General features: G+C 45.5%; 15 protein-coding genes. 6 read left to right on the top strand and 9 right to left on the bottom strand.

Going from position 1 to position 13,445, the window contains the following annotated elements:
* The 3 genes from A8O29_RS10990 to A8O29_RS10980 are packed head-to-tail and all read left to right on the top strand — an operon-like array spanning position 1 to position 2,818.
* Positions 1-1,278 (top strand): HdeD family acid-resistance protein, encoded by a 1,278-nt coding sequence (locus A8O29_RS10990; protein ID WP_125354431.1) that lies wholly within the window; start codon positions 1-3, stop codon positions 1,276-1,278.
* Positions 1,275-2,039 carry an Lnb N-terminal periplasmic domain-containing protein gene (locus A8O29_RS10985; RefSeq protein ID WP_125354430.1) on the top strand — a complete coding sequence of 255 codons (765 nt, stop codon included), beginning with the start codon at positions 1,275-1,277 and terminating at the stop codon, positions 2,037-2,039. Before A8O29_RS10990 ends, A8O29_RS10985 begins: the two co-directional genes overlap by 4 nt.
* A 38-nt stretch (positions 2,040-2,077) precedes the next feature.
* Positions 2,078-2,818: a MipA/OmpV family protein gene (locus A8O29_RS10980; RefSeq protein ID WP_125354429.1), complete on the top strand. Its 741-nt coding sequence runs from the start codon at positions 2,078-2,080 to the stop codon at positions 2,816-2,818.
* Positions 2,819-2,844: 26 nt separating this feature from the next.
* On the opposite strand, the gene A8O29_RS10975 is transcribed toward A8O29_RS10980, so the two are convergent.
* From A8O29_RS10975 to A8O29_RS10955, 5 genes are all read right to left on the bottom strand, one after another.
* On the bottom strand, positions 2,845-3,885 hold the full coding sequence (locus A8O29_RS10975; RefSeq protein ID WP_125354428.1) for an extracellular solute-binding protein: 1,041 nt from the start codon (positions 3,883-3,885) through the stop codon (positions 2,845-2,847).
* On the bottom strand, positions 3,882-4,670 hold the full coding sequence (gene potC, locus A8O29_RS10970; RefSeq protein WP_125354427.1) for a spermidine/putrescine ABC transporter permease PotC: 789 nt from the start codon (positions 4,668-4,670) through the stop codon (positions 3,882-3,884). Before potC ends, A8O29_RS10975 begins: the two co-directional genes overlap by 4 nt.
* The gene (gene potB, locus A8O29_RS10965; RefSeq protein ID WP_125354426.1) at positions 4,667-5,530 is read right to left on the bottom strand and encodes a spermidine/putrescine ABC transporter permease PotB; all 864 of its coding nucleotides are present in this window, start codon (positions 5,528-5,530) and stop codon (positions 4,667-4,669) included. Before potB ends, potC begins: the two co-directional genes overlap by 4 nt.
* On the bottom strand, positions 5,514-6,626 hold the full coding sequence (potA, locus tag A8O29_RS10960; protein WP_174081304.1) for a spermidine/putrescine ABC transporter ATP-binding protein PotA: 1,113 nt from the start codon (positions 6,624-6,626) through the stop codon (positions 5,514-5,516). Before potA ends, potB begins: the two co-directional genes overlap by 17 nt.
* A 117-nt stretch (positions 6,627-6,743) precedes the next feature.
* Positions 6,744-7,406, bottom strand: coding sequence for a lysozyme inhibitor LprI family protein (locus tag A8O29_RS10955; protein ID WP_125354425.1), 663 nt, complete (start codon positions 7,404-7,406; stop codon positions 6,744-6,746).
* A 345-nt stretch (positions 7,407-7,751) separates the two neighbouring features.
* Here A8O29_RS10955 and A8O29_RS10950 point away from each other — a divergent pair, with 345 nt between their 5' ends.
* The 3 genes from A8O29_RS10950 (at position 7,752) to A8O29_RS10940 (ending at position 10,330) form a co-directional block, all read left to right on the top strand.
* A complete protein-coding gene (locus A8O29_RS10950; RefSeq protein WP_125354424.1) occupies positions 7,752-8,711 on the top strand; it encodes an omptin family outer membrane protease in 960 nt (319 codons plus the stop codon).
* Between the two features lie 17 nt (positions 8,712-8,728).
* Complete coding sequence (locus A8O29_RS10945) at positions 8,729-9,859, top strand: MFS transporter (RefSeq protein WP_125354423.1); 1,131 nt, start codon at positions 8,729-8,731, stop codon at positions 9,857-9,859.
* A 156-nt stretch (positions 9,860-10,015) separates the two neighbouring features.
* The gene (locus tag A8O29_RS10940) at positions 10,016-10,330 is read left to right on the top strand and encodes a hypothetical protein (RefSeq protein WP_174081303.1); all 315 of its coding nucleotides are present in this window, start codon (positions 10,016-10,018) and stop codon (positions 10,328-10,330) included.
* Positions 10,331-10,401: 71 nt separating this feature from the next.
* Here A8O29_RS10940 and A8O29_RS10935 read toward each other — a convergent pair whose 3' ends face one another.
* The 4 genes from A8O29_RS10935 to A8O29_RS10920 all read right to left on the bottom strand — a co-directional run bounded on the left by A8O29_RS10935 (position 10,402) and on the right by A8O29_RS10920 (position 13,394).
* A complete protein-coding gene (locus A8O29_RS10935; RefSeq protein ID WP_166665225.1) occupies positions 10,402-10,563 on the bottom strand; it encodes a hypothetical protein in 162 nt (53 codons plus the stop codon).
* 151 nt (positions 10,564-10,714) lie between these two features.
* Positions 10,715-11,032 carry a putative quinol monooxygenase gene (locus A8O29_RS10930; RefSeq protein ID WP_174081302.1) on the bottom strand — a complete coding sequence of 106 codons (318 nt, stop codon included), beginning with the start codon at positions 11,030-11,032 and terminating at the stop codon, positions 10,715-10,717.
* A gap of 489 nt (positions 11,033-11,521) precedes the next feature.
* Entirely contained in the window at positions 11,522-12,154 is a 633-nt protein-coding gene (locus A8O29_RS10925; RefSeq protein WP_125354421.1) for a Vat family streptogramin A O-acetyltransferase, read from the bottom strand.
* Between the two features lie 55 nt (positions 12,155-12,209).
* Complete coding sequence (locus A8O29_RS10920; RefSeq protein WP_125354420.1) at positions 12,210-13,394, bottom strand: MFS transporter; 1,185 nt, start codon at positions 13,392-13,394, stop codon at positions 12,210-12,212.
* Positions 13,395-13,445: the final 51 nt, after the last annotated feature.

The raw sequence follows: 13,445 nt of genomic DNA, 5'->3' as shown, positions 1-13,445 counted from the left end.
ATGCTGCAGGTTGCACTATTATTGATGGGCGGAGCTTTTGTGCGAAAAGCAGCTCCGATACTTGGAATTGTGGGTTTATTGTGGGGGGGGCTTGGCGTCTCTATCTTCCTGGATGGTATGGAAGGCATGCGCTACTTCCCTTTTCATGTTTTTGGGATTCTGCTATTGATTGAAAGTCTTGTGACGCTGTATTTGGCGAGCAACGCTAAAGGTGCTCAAAAATCAGTATTTTATTTCAAAGGCGGCATCTTTTGCTTTATTGCAGTCCTCATTCTTTCCGGGCGTGATAGCAGTAATCTGTTACTGGCCATTTTGTTTGGTTTCGCTTTTTTCATTACCGGCCTGTTTGTCATGGCCTCAGCCTGGGTGGTTCGCTACGATGGTTGGCGGAAGGTTTTTGTCGGTGGCATCGCGCAACTGGCATTTGCTCTGTTCCTCTTTTTTCCTTACCCCACACACCATCACGGGACCATTTCACAGTTTCTTGGCGTGATTATGATTTTAGGCAGTATTCAGAGTCTTAGGCTGGCGAGACGTGCATTCCGCTTGCGTGAAGGTGAGACTATCTTCAGCCTGATGGAGCCTGTCAGGCAAACGCCTGATTCAGAGCCTAAACGTGACGCAAAAAACGATGGGCCGCTAATTGTGCATGTCTGGACCCCCGAGGGGTCTGCGGAAAACTCGCCCGTACCACGCCCGGTCATTAATCGTTACATTGCCGCGGTCGATGTCGACGGGGTTATTTCAACGGGACATGCCGCCCTGCAAATGTCGCCTGATGTATATGTCAGCCTGTATCCCGCAGTTGAAATTGACCGTTCACCCTCGGAATTTTTTCAAACGCTTAAAGCTATTCAAGAAAATAATGTGCCCGGTGAATTTCAACCGAGTTACCAACAAGAAGCTTCAGCCTGGTGTGATTCCGACAGGAAAATTGTCTTTCATCATTACAACGCCAGCGCCTTACGCCGATATTGGAAAAATTACCGCAAGGTGAATACCTATAACCTGACATGGCGGAACTGTTCCAGCAGCGTGGCATATGCACTAGAAGCGGCACTAGATGGCGTCCTCTCCGGCAAGCGGGGTTGGCTGCATTTTATCCGTTTATTTTTCATGCCGGAATTATGGATTGCCGCCCAATTGCGTAAACGTGCTACTACTATGGCCTGGACACCCGGCCTGATGCTGGATTATGCGCGAGCGATGCATGTGCTCGTCCATCCTGCAGAACACTCCTTGCTGAAGCGGTGGAAGCAACAGTTGGGTAGAACATGATTATGCAAATTAAAGGACATAATGACGATAAAGGCGCTCCCTGGTTAGAGGAGTATTCCCAGGTTGCTTCAATAGAATGGAAGGACAGTGATAATGTTCATATTCACCATGTCCGTAACTTTAGTTATCGGGATGACTCACACCCGATCCCCAACTGGTATGATTGTCAGTGTAAATTGAGCGATATTATCGCTACCGACCTGGTTATATCGTATTGGGCAGGAAGCGCTATCGCTCATGTCTTCCTCAGTTTTGGCTTCAACAATGGGCAATGGCTGGCAATATCCATTGAAACCCGCAGACGACAAAATCAGCCGTGGTCTGCATTTGGTGGTTTCTTGAAAAATTATCCCTTGGTATATGTGGTTGCTGATGAAAGAGATCTGATTGGCGTACGTGCTAATATCAGAAAAGAGCGCATTTATCTCTACCCATTAAATATTACACGTGAGCAAAGCCGGGATTTGTTTCGCAGTTATCTGCTTAGAATTAAGAAGGTTAACCTACATCCTGAATGGTATAACACGCTTCTTAACAACTGTACATCTAACATATTTCACCATGGAAAGTCCGTTTCCACCGCGGTGAAATATGACTGGAGAATATTGTTGAGTGGTTATGCCGATCGCTACTGCTATAACAACAATCTCCTGGAAAACAGTCTCCCTTTTGAGGTGCTGAAGAAGCGTAGTCGCCTGAAGGAATCTGACGTTCCGATAATTGGATCCACATATTCTCAGGATATACGCCGCAACCGTTGAATTGTATTGAAGATCTTTATACTGGAAAGGAATAAATCATGCGTAATTCTCTAAAATTCATCCCGTTTATTCTGCTATCTGTTGTTGAAATTGCACATAGCGCTGATTTTTCTCTGGGTGTACAGGGCGGCTCTTACGGAACAGCGTATAAAACTCGTCATGCCGATTATTGGGCTCTGCCCTATATAGGCTACAATGGTGAAACTTGGTATATCGATGGCACGGAGGCCGGATACAATTTTATCAACACCGACACGCAACTTTTCCGCGCAAAAGTCTATTACTACACGAATCAATACAGTTCTTCCGACGGTCGCAATTCGGCAATGCGCAGCCTCAATAGTCGCAACAGTACCATGATGGCAGGTTTTACTTATCAGTACATTTCATCAATCGGCGCATTCAGCACTACGGTCGGAGCCGATACGCTGAATAATAGCCAAGGTGTGACAGTGAATGCAGCCTACATCCTGCTGCAACAGTGGGGCAATTTCACTCTTGTCCCTGAGGTAGGTGTTGACTGGTCGAATGCGCAAAATACACAGTATTATTATGGGATAACAAAAGAAGAGTCTGAACGCAGCGGCCTTTCAACCTGGCGCCCGCACGACAGCTATGTACCTTACTTACAGCTAGCCATGAATTACGCCTGGTCAAAACAATGGAACACATGGGGAGAAATTACAGGACGATTTTATCCGTCCACCATCAGCGATAGCCCTATGGTCAATAAACACGGCGTTACCGAGCTCACAGTGGGTATAAGCTATACCTTCTGATACAAAGGGGCGCGCTGGCCCCCTGATCATGGACCCGCTCGGGTTCGTTCAAATGCTTCTTCATAAATCTCTGTTGCACTGCCCACATCGTCCTGCCATTCGCCATTTTTTAGAGTTTCGGCATCAGGATATAACATTGGATTATGTTGTATCTCAGGAGGAAGCAGAGCCCGTGCAGCAAGATTGGGTGTTGGATAACCAATCCGTTCAGCCACAGCAGCTGCGACATCGGGTCGAAGTAAGAAATTAATTAGCTTTAACGCCCCCTCCTTATTTTGCGCGCCAGCAGGAATCGCAAGGCTATCCATCCAAAAAATAGCCCCCTCTTTAGGCCAGATAACCTTGAGCGGTACGCCTGCTTTACTGGCTACATACGCCGAACCGTTCCATATCATACCGACGTCAACATCGCCTTCGATAAATGGGTTTCCCGGATTATCACCATCGTAGAGAAGTACATTTGGAGATAAAGCCATTAATTCTTTCGCTGCTTGCTGAATTTGCTTCACGTTTGTGGTGTTTCCCGAGTAGCCCAGTTTACGTAGGGCAATATGGAACACCTCTCTATCATCATCAATTAGCAGTAGACTGCTACGGAATCTCGGCGCCCATAAATCGGACCAGCCATGGATTGAATTAGGGGAAATATTTTTGTAATTTACGGCAATGACTGTCGCCCCCCAAATATAAGGCACTGAATACTCATTATTTCTGTCAAACGGTTTATTCAAAAGCAAAGGGTCCAGATTTTTAAAATTAGTCAACACATCTTTGTTTATTTTTTGCAGCATCCCTTCCTTACGCATTTTGGCAACATAATAGGATGATGGAACAACCAAATCATAAACACTGCCTGTTTTCATTTTTGCATAAAGAATCTCATTGGATTCATAATTAGAATAAATGACTTTTATTCCTGTTTCTCGAGTAAACTGCTCCAGCAAGCTATCAGGTACATACTCTGTCCAGTTATAAAAGTAAATAACGCCATTATCACTTCTTGCCTGAATCTGACATGAAAAGGAAATGAGGAGGGTTAGCCCTATTAAACCTACTATTTTTTTCATGCTACACTCCTCGTAACACTGTCTTTTCTATTCAATAAAAATTGACTGATTGTGATCAACGCCAATGAAACAACCAGTAAAAGTGTGGCTAAAGCATTAACCTCTGGAGATATGCCCACTTTAACCATCGAGTATATTTTGAGTGGCAATATTTCAAAGCTTGCCCCCGTTACAAATGAGGAAATTACCACATCATCCATAGACAAGGTGAAGCTTAATAACCATCCTGATGCCACCGCAGGAAAAATAAGTGGGAAAATAATCATTTTCATGATTATCCATTCACTCGCTCCCAGATCTTTCGCGGCTTCAGTCATTTGCGGATCAAATCCAGCGAGTCTTGCACGTACAGTAAGGACAACAAATGGTAAGCAAAATGTAATATGTGAAAACAGCAACGTTGTAAAACCAAGCGACATGCCAAATAAAATAAACAATGCCATTAAGGATATAGCCATCACAATATCTGGAGATAATGTGACAATAAAAAGCATAGTTTTGATAAAACTCTGTCCGTGTGACCGATAACGATGAAGTGCAATGGCGATAAGGGTACCTATTAACGTCGCACAAGTCGCTGAGAGTGTAGCCATAATCAGGGAATGACCCGCAGCCTGTAATAAACTGTCGTTCGCGCGTAAAATGTCATACCACTCGAATGTAAAGCCCCCCCAGTCAATGCCATAAGCGGAGGAGTTAAAGGAATTAACAATTAAAATGCCGATAGGGATATAAAGCCACGCATATAGCCCCCCCATTAACAACCAGCTAATCCAGCGCATCATATCTTACCTCTTTGATGCCCATTAACCCATAAGCTAACCCGATAGTACAGCAGGAGGAGAACGCCCATAACCAGCATCAAGACAGTTGTAATGGCTGAGCCAAATGGCCAGTCCCGAACAATTAAAAACTGGTCCTTAATTACGTTACCAATTAATAAGTTTTTTGCTCCTCCCATAATATCAGCCACATAAAACATACCAGTCGCAGGGATAAACACCAACAAACAGCCCGAAATAATCCCGGGCATCGTTAATGGAAGAATTATACGTGTAAAAACACTCAGCTTTTTAGCACCTAAATCCTTAGCGGCTTCAAGCAAGACCTTATCGAGTTTATCAACACTTGCATATAATGGCATGATCATGAAAGGAATAAGTACATACATTAAGCCAAGAATAACAGCCTGAGGATGGTACAGAATATGCATTGGCTCTGCTATAATACCGGCCCACAGTAAGAAATCGTTTAAGTAACCATTAACACTCAGAAAAAGTTTAAACGCATAAATCCGGATAAGGGAGTTTGTCCAAAAAGGAACGATCAACAGAAAAAGAAGTATTGACTGAACTTTCTTTGACTTTTGACTGAGGAAAAAGGCAAAAGGGTAGCCGATTATGAGGCAACCCATAGTGGCCAAAAGTGCAAGGTTAAATGACCTGATGAATATTCCACTATAAAGTGTGTCAAAAATACGTTGATAATTTTCGATGGTAAAAACCAGTTTGATAAGCGAACCATCATCGCGGGTCAGTAGACTGGAAAAAACAACCATTGCTGTAGGAATGAATACAAATACTGTCAGCCACAAAATGACACCACTGACAATTATCTTCTGCTGGCGTTCAGAGGTGATTTTCATTGTACAGAACGACCTCCCAGTTTTCGAACCAACGAACTAAAACACGCTGGCCCAAGGTCAAGTCAACATCAGGAGCGTCTTCGTTAAAAAACTCACTTACGGTAATCGTTTTTCCATTGACCAGTTCGACTAAAGACTCAATCGTCATCCCTTTATAATTTTTCTCGCGCACATAGCCGATGAGGGCGTTATCTATTTCGCGATCGTTAATAACCTCTAATTGAATATCCTCAGGGCGAAGCAAAACATTAATCCTTTGATTAGTCTCAACTTTAAGCTGCGTCCAGATCGTACATTCAACGTTTTCCACACTAGCCAGTACACGCTGATCATCAATTCGATTGATCACCTTGGCATCGAGTATATTGCTTTCACCGATAAACTGTGCGACGAACATCGTTCTGGGTTCTTCATATATTTCCCGAGGCGTTCCGTCCTGCTCGATATTCCCCGCACGAAGAACAATGATTCGATCAGACATCGAAAGCGCTTCCTCCTGGTCGTGAGTAACAAATATGAACGTAATTCCCAATTTACGTTGCAGTGATTTCAGTTCATTCTGCATTTGCCGCCGAAGACGGTAATCTAGGGCTGACAGTGACTCATCGAGTAAGAGGACTTTAGGATTGTTTATTACAGCACGGGCAATCGCAACACGCTGCTGCTGCCCACCGGAAAGTTGGTCAGGACGTCGATTTTTTAGTTCTGATAACTGAACACGTTCTAACGCCTCATTTACACGCTTAGTTAACTCCTCCGTAGGGACTTTTTGCATACGTAGTCCAAAAGCTACATTGTCAAAAACAGTCATATGGGGGAATAAAGCATAACTCTGAAACACCGTATTCGTATGGCGTTCTTCTGCAGGCATCGCAGTAATGTCTTCTTCTTCAAGAAAAATCTGACCACTATCAGCCCACTCAAGTCCAGCAATCAACCGCAATAATGTCGTTTTACCGCAGCCTGAGGGTCCCAGTAATGTTAAGAACTCGCCATTCATGACAGTGAGATCGAAGCCAGAAATAATGATTTTTCCATCATGGACTTTGGTTATCCCTGAAAGTTTTAATAGTGGGGCTGACTTCTCACTATTCATGATTATGCTCCTTTAAGGTAGTAACCGAAATTGCATTATCTTTTGCTGCACAAGCGTCGGACATTTTAATATATACGCCTGCATTATCTCTTCGGTCATTTTTCAAGGGGTTATTTATCATTGCCTTTTATAGGTGCCATCAAAACTTGCAGAATTACCGCATAATGAAGCGCGACATTCTTTAGATGATATTTTCATTTGTGTTCCGCTGACGTTCATCTCTACTGAACACTTCGAATCGTCGGCTATTTCATCCGCCGTTAATACGTGTTTTAGGGTATCTTTCTCTACAGGCGCTCTGAAACTTACTAGGCAAGAATCGTAAGAAGGCGCGCCAGCATCAGTGCTGATATTGACCGATAACATGCCATTAGGGAATAAAACGCTATCCATCATGCCTGACTTGTTGGTAAAAAGCCCTGTAAGCTGCTGCTTGTCATAGGACTTACTAAGCTCTTTATATCTTTCTCGATAGCTATCATAAAGGCAATTCATCACTTCATCATCCGTACCTTTACACTGATTACGCTTTTCAAGCCATTCATGCTGACTCGTATTGAGTGCTTTGATATCCGCACCAGGTGATTTACGTACTGCCATGTAAAGATCATGCATCGTCTGGTCAAGATCTCCCATCCCTGAGTTACCGCCTGAACACAATACCTTTTCGACGTGTGTTTTCGCCAACGCACAATCAAAGCTCGGGCTTTCTTGAGAAAACGCGAATGATGAAATGGAAAGAAGGACTAACCCTCCCTTAAAAATAAGACAATTATTCATTTTTCGTCCTTAACAGGTGAAGGGGCATAATAAAAATATATTATAAGCATGATAATTATTAGACATAGAGTATTATTCATTCAAATCCGCAACATAAGCAAGCTTACTTAAAACCCTGTAAACTTCATGCGTTTGTATGGCATGCCAAAACGTTACCATACCAATTCATAGGTTAGGCGATTTAATATTGGTTAAAAGCTTTTTCATTGTCAACTCGTCGTCATACATTCTTTCTGGCAATCTACAAACTCACTGTTTCTTAATTTTTAAGCTTCTGTATATACACAATTTAAGATTTGAGTTCTATACTCCAAAAACTTCTCTAATGAGACAAGGCGCACGGCGATGAAAACAAAAGCAGTGGTATGTGGCGTAGCAGTCATCTGTTCTACTCCAGCCTGGGCAGTTGATTACCTTTCAGGCCAGGAAAAACAGTATATTTATGATGGTTTATCGTTAACGACGTCGCTGGGTTATATGGGCGGGGAATCGAGAGAATATATTTACGATCAGGGCAGACAACTCAGTCGACTCGACTGGAAAATGAAAAACGCCGCCATCCTCAAAATGGAGGCGAATTATGACCTTCTCCCGTGGTTAAGCATCAATGCCGCGGGTTGGACATCACTGGCCGCAGGTTCCGGTAGCTTACGGGATCGCGACTGGCAGGATCTTCACTCTACCAATAACACTGACACCTCCTTCTCATCGGCGACGCTAAATGAAGCCAATGAATATGATCTGAGTCTTCGCGGATGGATATTCAATAGCGAAAACTATAAGGCAGGTATCATTGCCGGTTATCAGGAAAGCCGTTTTAGCATGACGGCAAAAGGCGGCACCTATGATTATGCGGGAACGGATGCGAACGATACCTATGACCCTAATCTTCCACGAGTACAGGGCGCATTTCCCGCGAATCAATCCGTTGTTGGTTATAAACAAACCTATCGCGCACCCTATCTCGGCCTCATCGGAAAATACGCCATCAATGATTTTGAATTTAATGCGCTTATGAAATACAGCCATTGGGTCGATGGCAAAGATAACGATAACCATTATTTAAATAATGCGACCAGTGCGATCAACACCAGCAGCGCAGAGCTGTGGGCCGGTCAGATCAATGCCGGATATTGGGTGACGCCTCAGGCAAAAGTTTTCACCGAAGCTGACTACACCTATTATCCGAATAAAAAAGGCAAGATTGAGCAATGGGATAATGACGGTTATCAGTCCGCGTCCAGTGGGGGTGGCATCCAAAACAGAAACTGGACTATTACGGCGGGTTTACAGTATTTGTGGTGACGCAATAAAGGGGTCGTATGTTATTAAATAAGCGGCTATTTGCCATTATTTTTTCGGTGACGGTATTCAGCTTAACGTACGGTCTGAGCTCACCATTATTGTCCTTTAAACTGATCCATGCAGGCATGACGGAAAGCATGATTGGCATCAACGCCGCCATGCATGCGGTCGGCGTTTTTGTCATCGCACCGTTTTTGCCTGCCTTATTCAGGCGAGTTCGCCCTGCTATTCTGATGCTGATATCGCTCGGCGCCATCGCCATTATTTTCCTGTTATTCAGCGTGGTCACACTCCCGTTCTGGTTCTTGCTCAGGATGGGGCTCGGCATGTTCAGTGAAGTCATCATGGTTCAGACTGAAACCTGGCTGAATGGCAGCACGGTTGAACGCGCCAGAGGCAAAGTGCTGGCACTCTATACCGCGGGGATGTCATTAGGGTTCGCGGCGGGCCCGTTGATACTCGCCTACACCGGCAGCGACGGCAACCTGGCGTTTTATATCTCCGCCATAATTACCGTCATTGCGATTGGGCTCATCGCCTTATCAGGTATGCCGCGCGTCGAGCACGACGAAGACGCAGCGGAAGGTTTTTTACGTAGCCTGAAACTCGCCGCGTTACCGATAATGGCCACGGTACTTAACGCCGCAGTCGAAATGCTGGGCATGAACTTCCTGTCGATCTACGCCATAAAACTGGGCTGGAGCGAGTCTGCGTCCGCATTATTGATTTCGGTTCTGATGTTCGGGGCCATCGTTCTGCAATTGCCCATTGGCTGGCTGGCGGACAAGGTCAACCGGCTTTTGCTCATGCGGACTCTGGCGTTTATCGCCGCCGCGATGGCCTTTATCTGGCCCTATATTCTCGCCTTTCATTTTCTCTCGTACGTCATGTTATTTATCTGGGGCGGCATTTTTGTTGGCATCTACACCGTCGCCATCACATGGGTGGGTGAACGCTTCAAAGGCAGCCAGCTGGCCGGAATTTATTCCGCCATGTCGGTCGCCTGGGGTGCAGGTGCGCTGGCTGGTCCACTTTTGGGCGGGTTCGCCATGGAATATTCCTTGCACGGACTGCCGTGGCTGACCGCCGCAATGTGCCTGTGTTTTGCTCTTTTCAGTTTGAGACCGGCTTTTCAGATGCGGGAGTAAGCCAATAATTTGTTAAACACAGTGACCATTAGCCCGATAATTGTACTCGGCCCCTTATTTGCCTAACATATATAAGAAAGTGAAGGTGATGGACAAGAAATAATGGGTCGATCATTTTAATTGTGTTGATGATTATATTCTACGGAAGGATATTTTATGCGTTATTCCCCTCTATTTATTGTGCCTTTATTGAGTGCCTGTAGCTTCAGCTTTATGAAGTTTGATAACGATCCACTCGTCCAGGCGACGTACGCAACGAATGCGACAAAAAATTCGGTTATTGCTGCGGGCGGAAAGCCAGACAGTGAGATGAGCATTCCCGAAATCAATGGCACCTGCCTCAACTACACGCTAAAAAAAGATGCCGAGACAATGCCTTTTTATGCCGCGTTCGATAAGAATGGCAACCGAAAACATTACGGCTATATCTCTTGCCAACAAGCAAAAGTGAAGGGAGTATTTAGTCAGTAAATTCAGTGGCAAGATCATTCCTCTTCTGGCGGTATTGCGCGAGAAGAGGAATATTAAAGAGGATTTAAATATTAGTAACCTGCAGCCTTGTTAGCGGCTTTTATGCGCTTATTTCTCGCGTCTTTTTCTTGCTGATCTTTCGCTTGCATTATTCCACCTGCCGCATCTATCCAATCATTTGCGGTACACCCGGATAAACCCATGCTCAGTACAAGTGCCATCACATATTTCATTTTTGCTCCATCATCTCAATTTCCGTATAAATAACGTCCGCATGATACTGCTGTATTTGACGTTAGCGGCAAGATTGTAACAAATGATTAATGAGCAGGCAATATTCAGGGTGGATAATAAGCCTGCAATATAAAAGCAGGCTATATTCTTTTATGCATCTTCTTTCAGAGGAAGAGCAGAATAGGGATGAACGGCAATACGCATAGGCGGTTCAGCCAGGAGGTCGATTATCTCATCGCGAAGCTCGTCAGCTAACGGACTGTTCTCATACTGCGCCTTCGCCGCATCGGATTTGAAGACCTCAAAGTTCCACAGCGTGTCCGGGTCATCATCTTCGCGAGCGATGATGAATCGATCAGATGCACCGGATTTCGTCATTCCGATGGTCGCCAGTTCAAAAAGTTTGTCGCCCAAACCAGGCTTAGCACGCATTTTGATGATGTAAGCGGGTTGATCCTGAAGTGCCATGGTGTTTCCTCTCAATATCTGGCCTTATGATTCTTATCAGATTACGGGTTGATGTCGGCGAATGACATGAAAAAACGGTGAGTAATTGAATCAATTTGTGAGGGAAGAACCCTCGCATTGGCTCATCAGCATGCGATTAAAACAGGCTTTTAGCATCGCCTTGTTCTTGCACTGACCAGATTGAGAGTCTGTAAGGCGCGAGGGGCAGATCTAATGGTTTCAGTACTACCTCAGCTTTCCCACCCACTCCGCGCAAAAATCCAGATAAGCCCGCACGAGCGCTGTTTGTTCGGGTGTATAATCGCGTGATGCGATATTACGTACCGATGATAAAAAAACTGGGAGTAAGGCAATTTCATCGCTATCCATAAATCTTCTAACGTCCATATTCACCTCACACACGATCAATTATGTTGATATTCCACTCACTGTTCCAATTCTGTCATCGCCAACTCAGCGACTTATCCATATGAATTCCTTTATTTCAGATTACTCGATAGTACGAAGCATATTAATGTCATTAGACATTATTGCCGCGAGGTGTTGAGTTATCTTTTCTACAGACCAATCCCACCACGCTAATTTTTCCAGTTCGATAACTATTTCATCTGAGAATCGTGATTTAATTACTTTTGCAGGATTCCCTCCGACAATGGTATATGCGGGCACATCGGTAGTGACAACAGCCTGGGAGGAAATAATCGCGCCGTTGCCGATCTTCACGCCAGGCATGATTAGCGCTTTGTAACCTATCCAGACATCATTTCCGATTATCGTATCGCCTTTGTACGGCAAATCTCCAGGCTTTGGCATCGCCTTTTCCCATCCATTCCCGAAAATATAAAATGGAAACGTAGAGAAGCCCGATAATTTGTGGTTCGCACCGTTCATGATGAACTGGACACCTTTTGCGATCGCGCAAAATTTACCGATGACCAGTCGGTCGCCGATGAAAGGGAAGTGATACAGAACATTCCGCTCAAAATTCTCAGAGTCTTCTGGGTCATCGTAATAGGTGAAATCGCCAATGATAATGTTTGGATTCGTCACCGTATTTTTGATGAAACAAACCTGAGGAAACCCTTCCATTGGATGCTTGTTCAGTGGATCTGGACCTTGCATATGCCCTCCGAAGCAGTTGTTTTATTGGCTTCAGATTAACATACGCAAGTGCGCCTTACTGTTTTTGACGGGATGTGACAAATGTCATCGCTACCGCCCCCAGAAGTAACACACCACTCAAGCCAAAAGCACTTCGCCATCCCAGGCTGTCGAATATCAGACCTCCTGCCGTGGAACCCAGTGCAATCGATAGCTGGATCACAGCAACCATGAGCCCCCCTCCCGCTTCTGCATCTTCGGGTAGCGCCCGAGCTATCCATGTCCACCATCCCGTCGGTGCAGCCGTCGCAAGCAGCCCCCACAGGCCCAGCAAAACGGCAACGGCCCAGATGCTGTGTCCGACCAGCAGTAACGCACCGGCCGTCGCTGCCATAAGCAGAGGGATCATGATTAAGGTCTGATAAAACCTTGCGTTCAGGAATGTCGATACGATCAGTGTGCCGACAAAACCTGCTACACCTATTGTGAGCAAAATCAGGGAAAGACCAGAAGGTCCCACGCGGGTGACGGTCTCCAGAAAGGGGCGCACGTAGGTAAATAAGGCAAACTGCCCCATAAAGAAGAGTCCGCAGGCCAGCAGTCCCGTTGGTACGATGGCGACCCTGAACAGACGAAGTACAGATCTCTGTGGCTTTTGTTTTTTATCGCTTTCCATCGAAGGCAGGCTGATGCATTGCCAGATGAACGCGGCTATCGCGAGGGGAACGATACATAAAAAGGCCCCACGCCAACCGATGGTCGTTCCCAGATAGCTCCCCAGCGGCGCAGCCACAACGGTAGCCAGCGCGTTGCCGCCGTTAAAAATCGCCAGTGCGCGGGGAACCTCGTGCTGTGGCACGAGCCGAATGGCGGTTGCTGCCGACATTGACCAGAATCCACCGATGACAACACCAATCAGCGCCCTTCCCACCATATAAACCGGATAGTTGGCCGCTGTGGCGATAACTATTCCCGATAGGGCCATTAAGACGGTGAGCCCCAGCAGAAGATATTTACGATTCAGTTCACCGGCAATAGGGGAGATAGTCAGGCTGGTCAGTACCGCCAGTGCACCCGATATAGCAATGCCTTGTCCTGCCATCCCTTCGCTAACGTGTAAATCACGGGCAATCAGCGTAAGCAGACTGACCGGCATAAACTCAGAAGCAATCAGCACAAACACACAAAGCGTCATGGCAAATACGCCCCCCCAATGTGCATGTGTTTTTTCGTAGGATGGTTTTAGACTTACTGTGGACATTATCAGCATCTCTTTATATCGAACCGGCCAGATTCAGCGTCACATCAGGCA

This window comes from Scandinavium goeteborgense (assembly GCF_003935895.2).
GTDB classification, from domain to species: Bacteria; Pseudomonadota; Gammaproteobacteria; order Enterobacterales; family Enterobacteriaceae; genus Scandinavium; species Scandinavium goeteborgense.
The sequence above is the reverse complement of the archived record's forward strand: the minus strand, read 5'-3'. Positions and strand labels throughout refer to the sequence as shown.

Excerpts from the sequence above, each read along its gene's own strand:
- A8O29_RS10975 (WP_125354428.1), bottom strand. The coding sequence starts at position 3,885 with ATGAAAAAAATAGTAGGTTTAATAGGGCTAACCCTCCTCATTTCCTTT.
- A8O29_RS10955 (WP_125354425.1), bottom strand. The coding sequence starts at position 7,406 with ATGAATAATTGTCTTATTTTTAAGGGAGGGTTAGTCCTTCTTTCCATT.
- A8O29_RS10945 (WP_125354423.1), top strand. The coding sequence starts at position 8,729 with ATGTTATTAAATAAGCGGCTATTTGCCATTATTTTTTCGGTGACGGTA.
- potC (WP_125354427.1), bottom strand. The coding sequence starts at position 4,670 with ATGATGCGCTGGATTAGCTGGTTGTTAATGGGGGGGCTATATGCGTGG.
- potB (WP_125354426.1), bottom strand. The coding sequence starts at position 5,530 with ATGAAAATCACCTCTGAACGCCAGCAGAAGATAATTGTCAGTGGTGTC.
- A8O29_RS10990 (WP_125354431.1), top strand. The coding sequence starts at position 1 with ATGCTGCAGGTTGCACTATTATTGATGGGCGGAGCTTTTGTGCGAAAA.
- A8O29_RS10950 (WP_125354424.1), top strand. The coding sequence starts at position 7,752 with ATGAAAACAAAAGCAGTGGTATGTGGCGTAGCAGTCATCTGTTCTACT.
- A8O29_RS10920 (WP_125354420.1), bottom strand. The coding sequence starts at position 13,394 with ATGTCCACAGTAAGTCTAAAACCATCCTACGAAAAAACACATGCACAT.
- A8O29_RS10930 (WP_174081302.1), bottom strand. The coding sequence starts at position 11,032 with ATGGCACTTCAGGATCAACCCGCTTACATCATCAAAATGCGTGCTAAG.
- A8O29_RS10925 (WP_125354421.1), bottom strand. The coding sequence starts at position 12,154 with ATGCAAGGTCCAGATCCACTGAACAAGCATCCAATGGAAGGGTTTCCT.
- A8O29_RS10935 (WP_166665225.1), bottom strand. The coding sequence starts at position 10,563 with ATGAAATATGTGATGGCACTTGTACTGAGCATGGGTTTATCCGGGTGT.
- A8O29_RS10985 (WP_125354430.1), top strand. The coding sequence starts at position 1,275 with ATGATTATGCAAATTAAAGGACATAATGACGATAAAGGCGCTCCCTGG.
- A8O29_RS10940 (WP_174081303.1), top strand. The coding sequence starts at position 10,016 with ATGCGTTATTCCCCTCTATTTATTGTGCCTTTATTGAGTGCCTGTAGC.
- A8O29_RS10980 (WP_125354429.1), top strand. The coding sequence starts at position 2,078 with ATGCGTAATTCTCTAAAATTCATCCCGTTTATTCTGCTATCTGTTGTT.
- potA (WP_174081304.1), bottom strand. The coding sequence starts at position 6,626 with ATGAATAGTGAGAAGTCAGCCCCACTATTAAAACTTTCAGGGATAACC.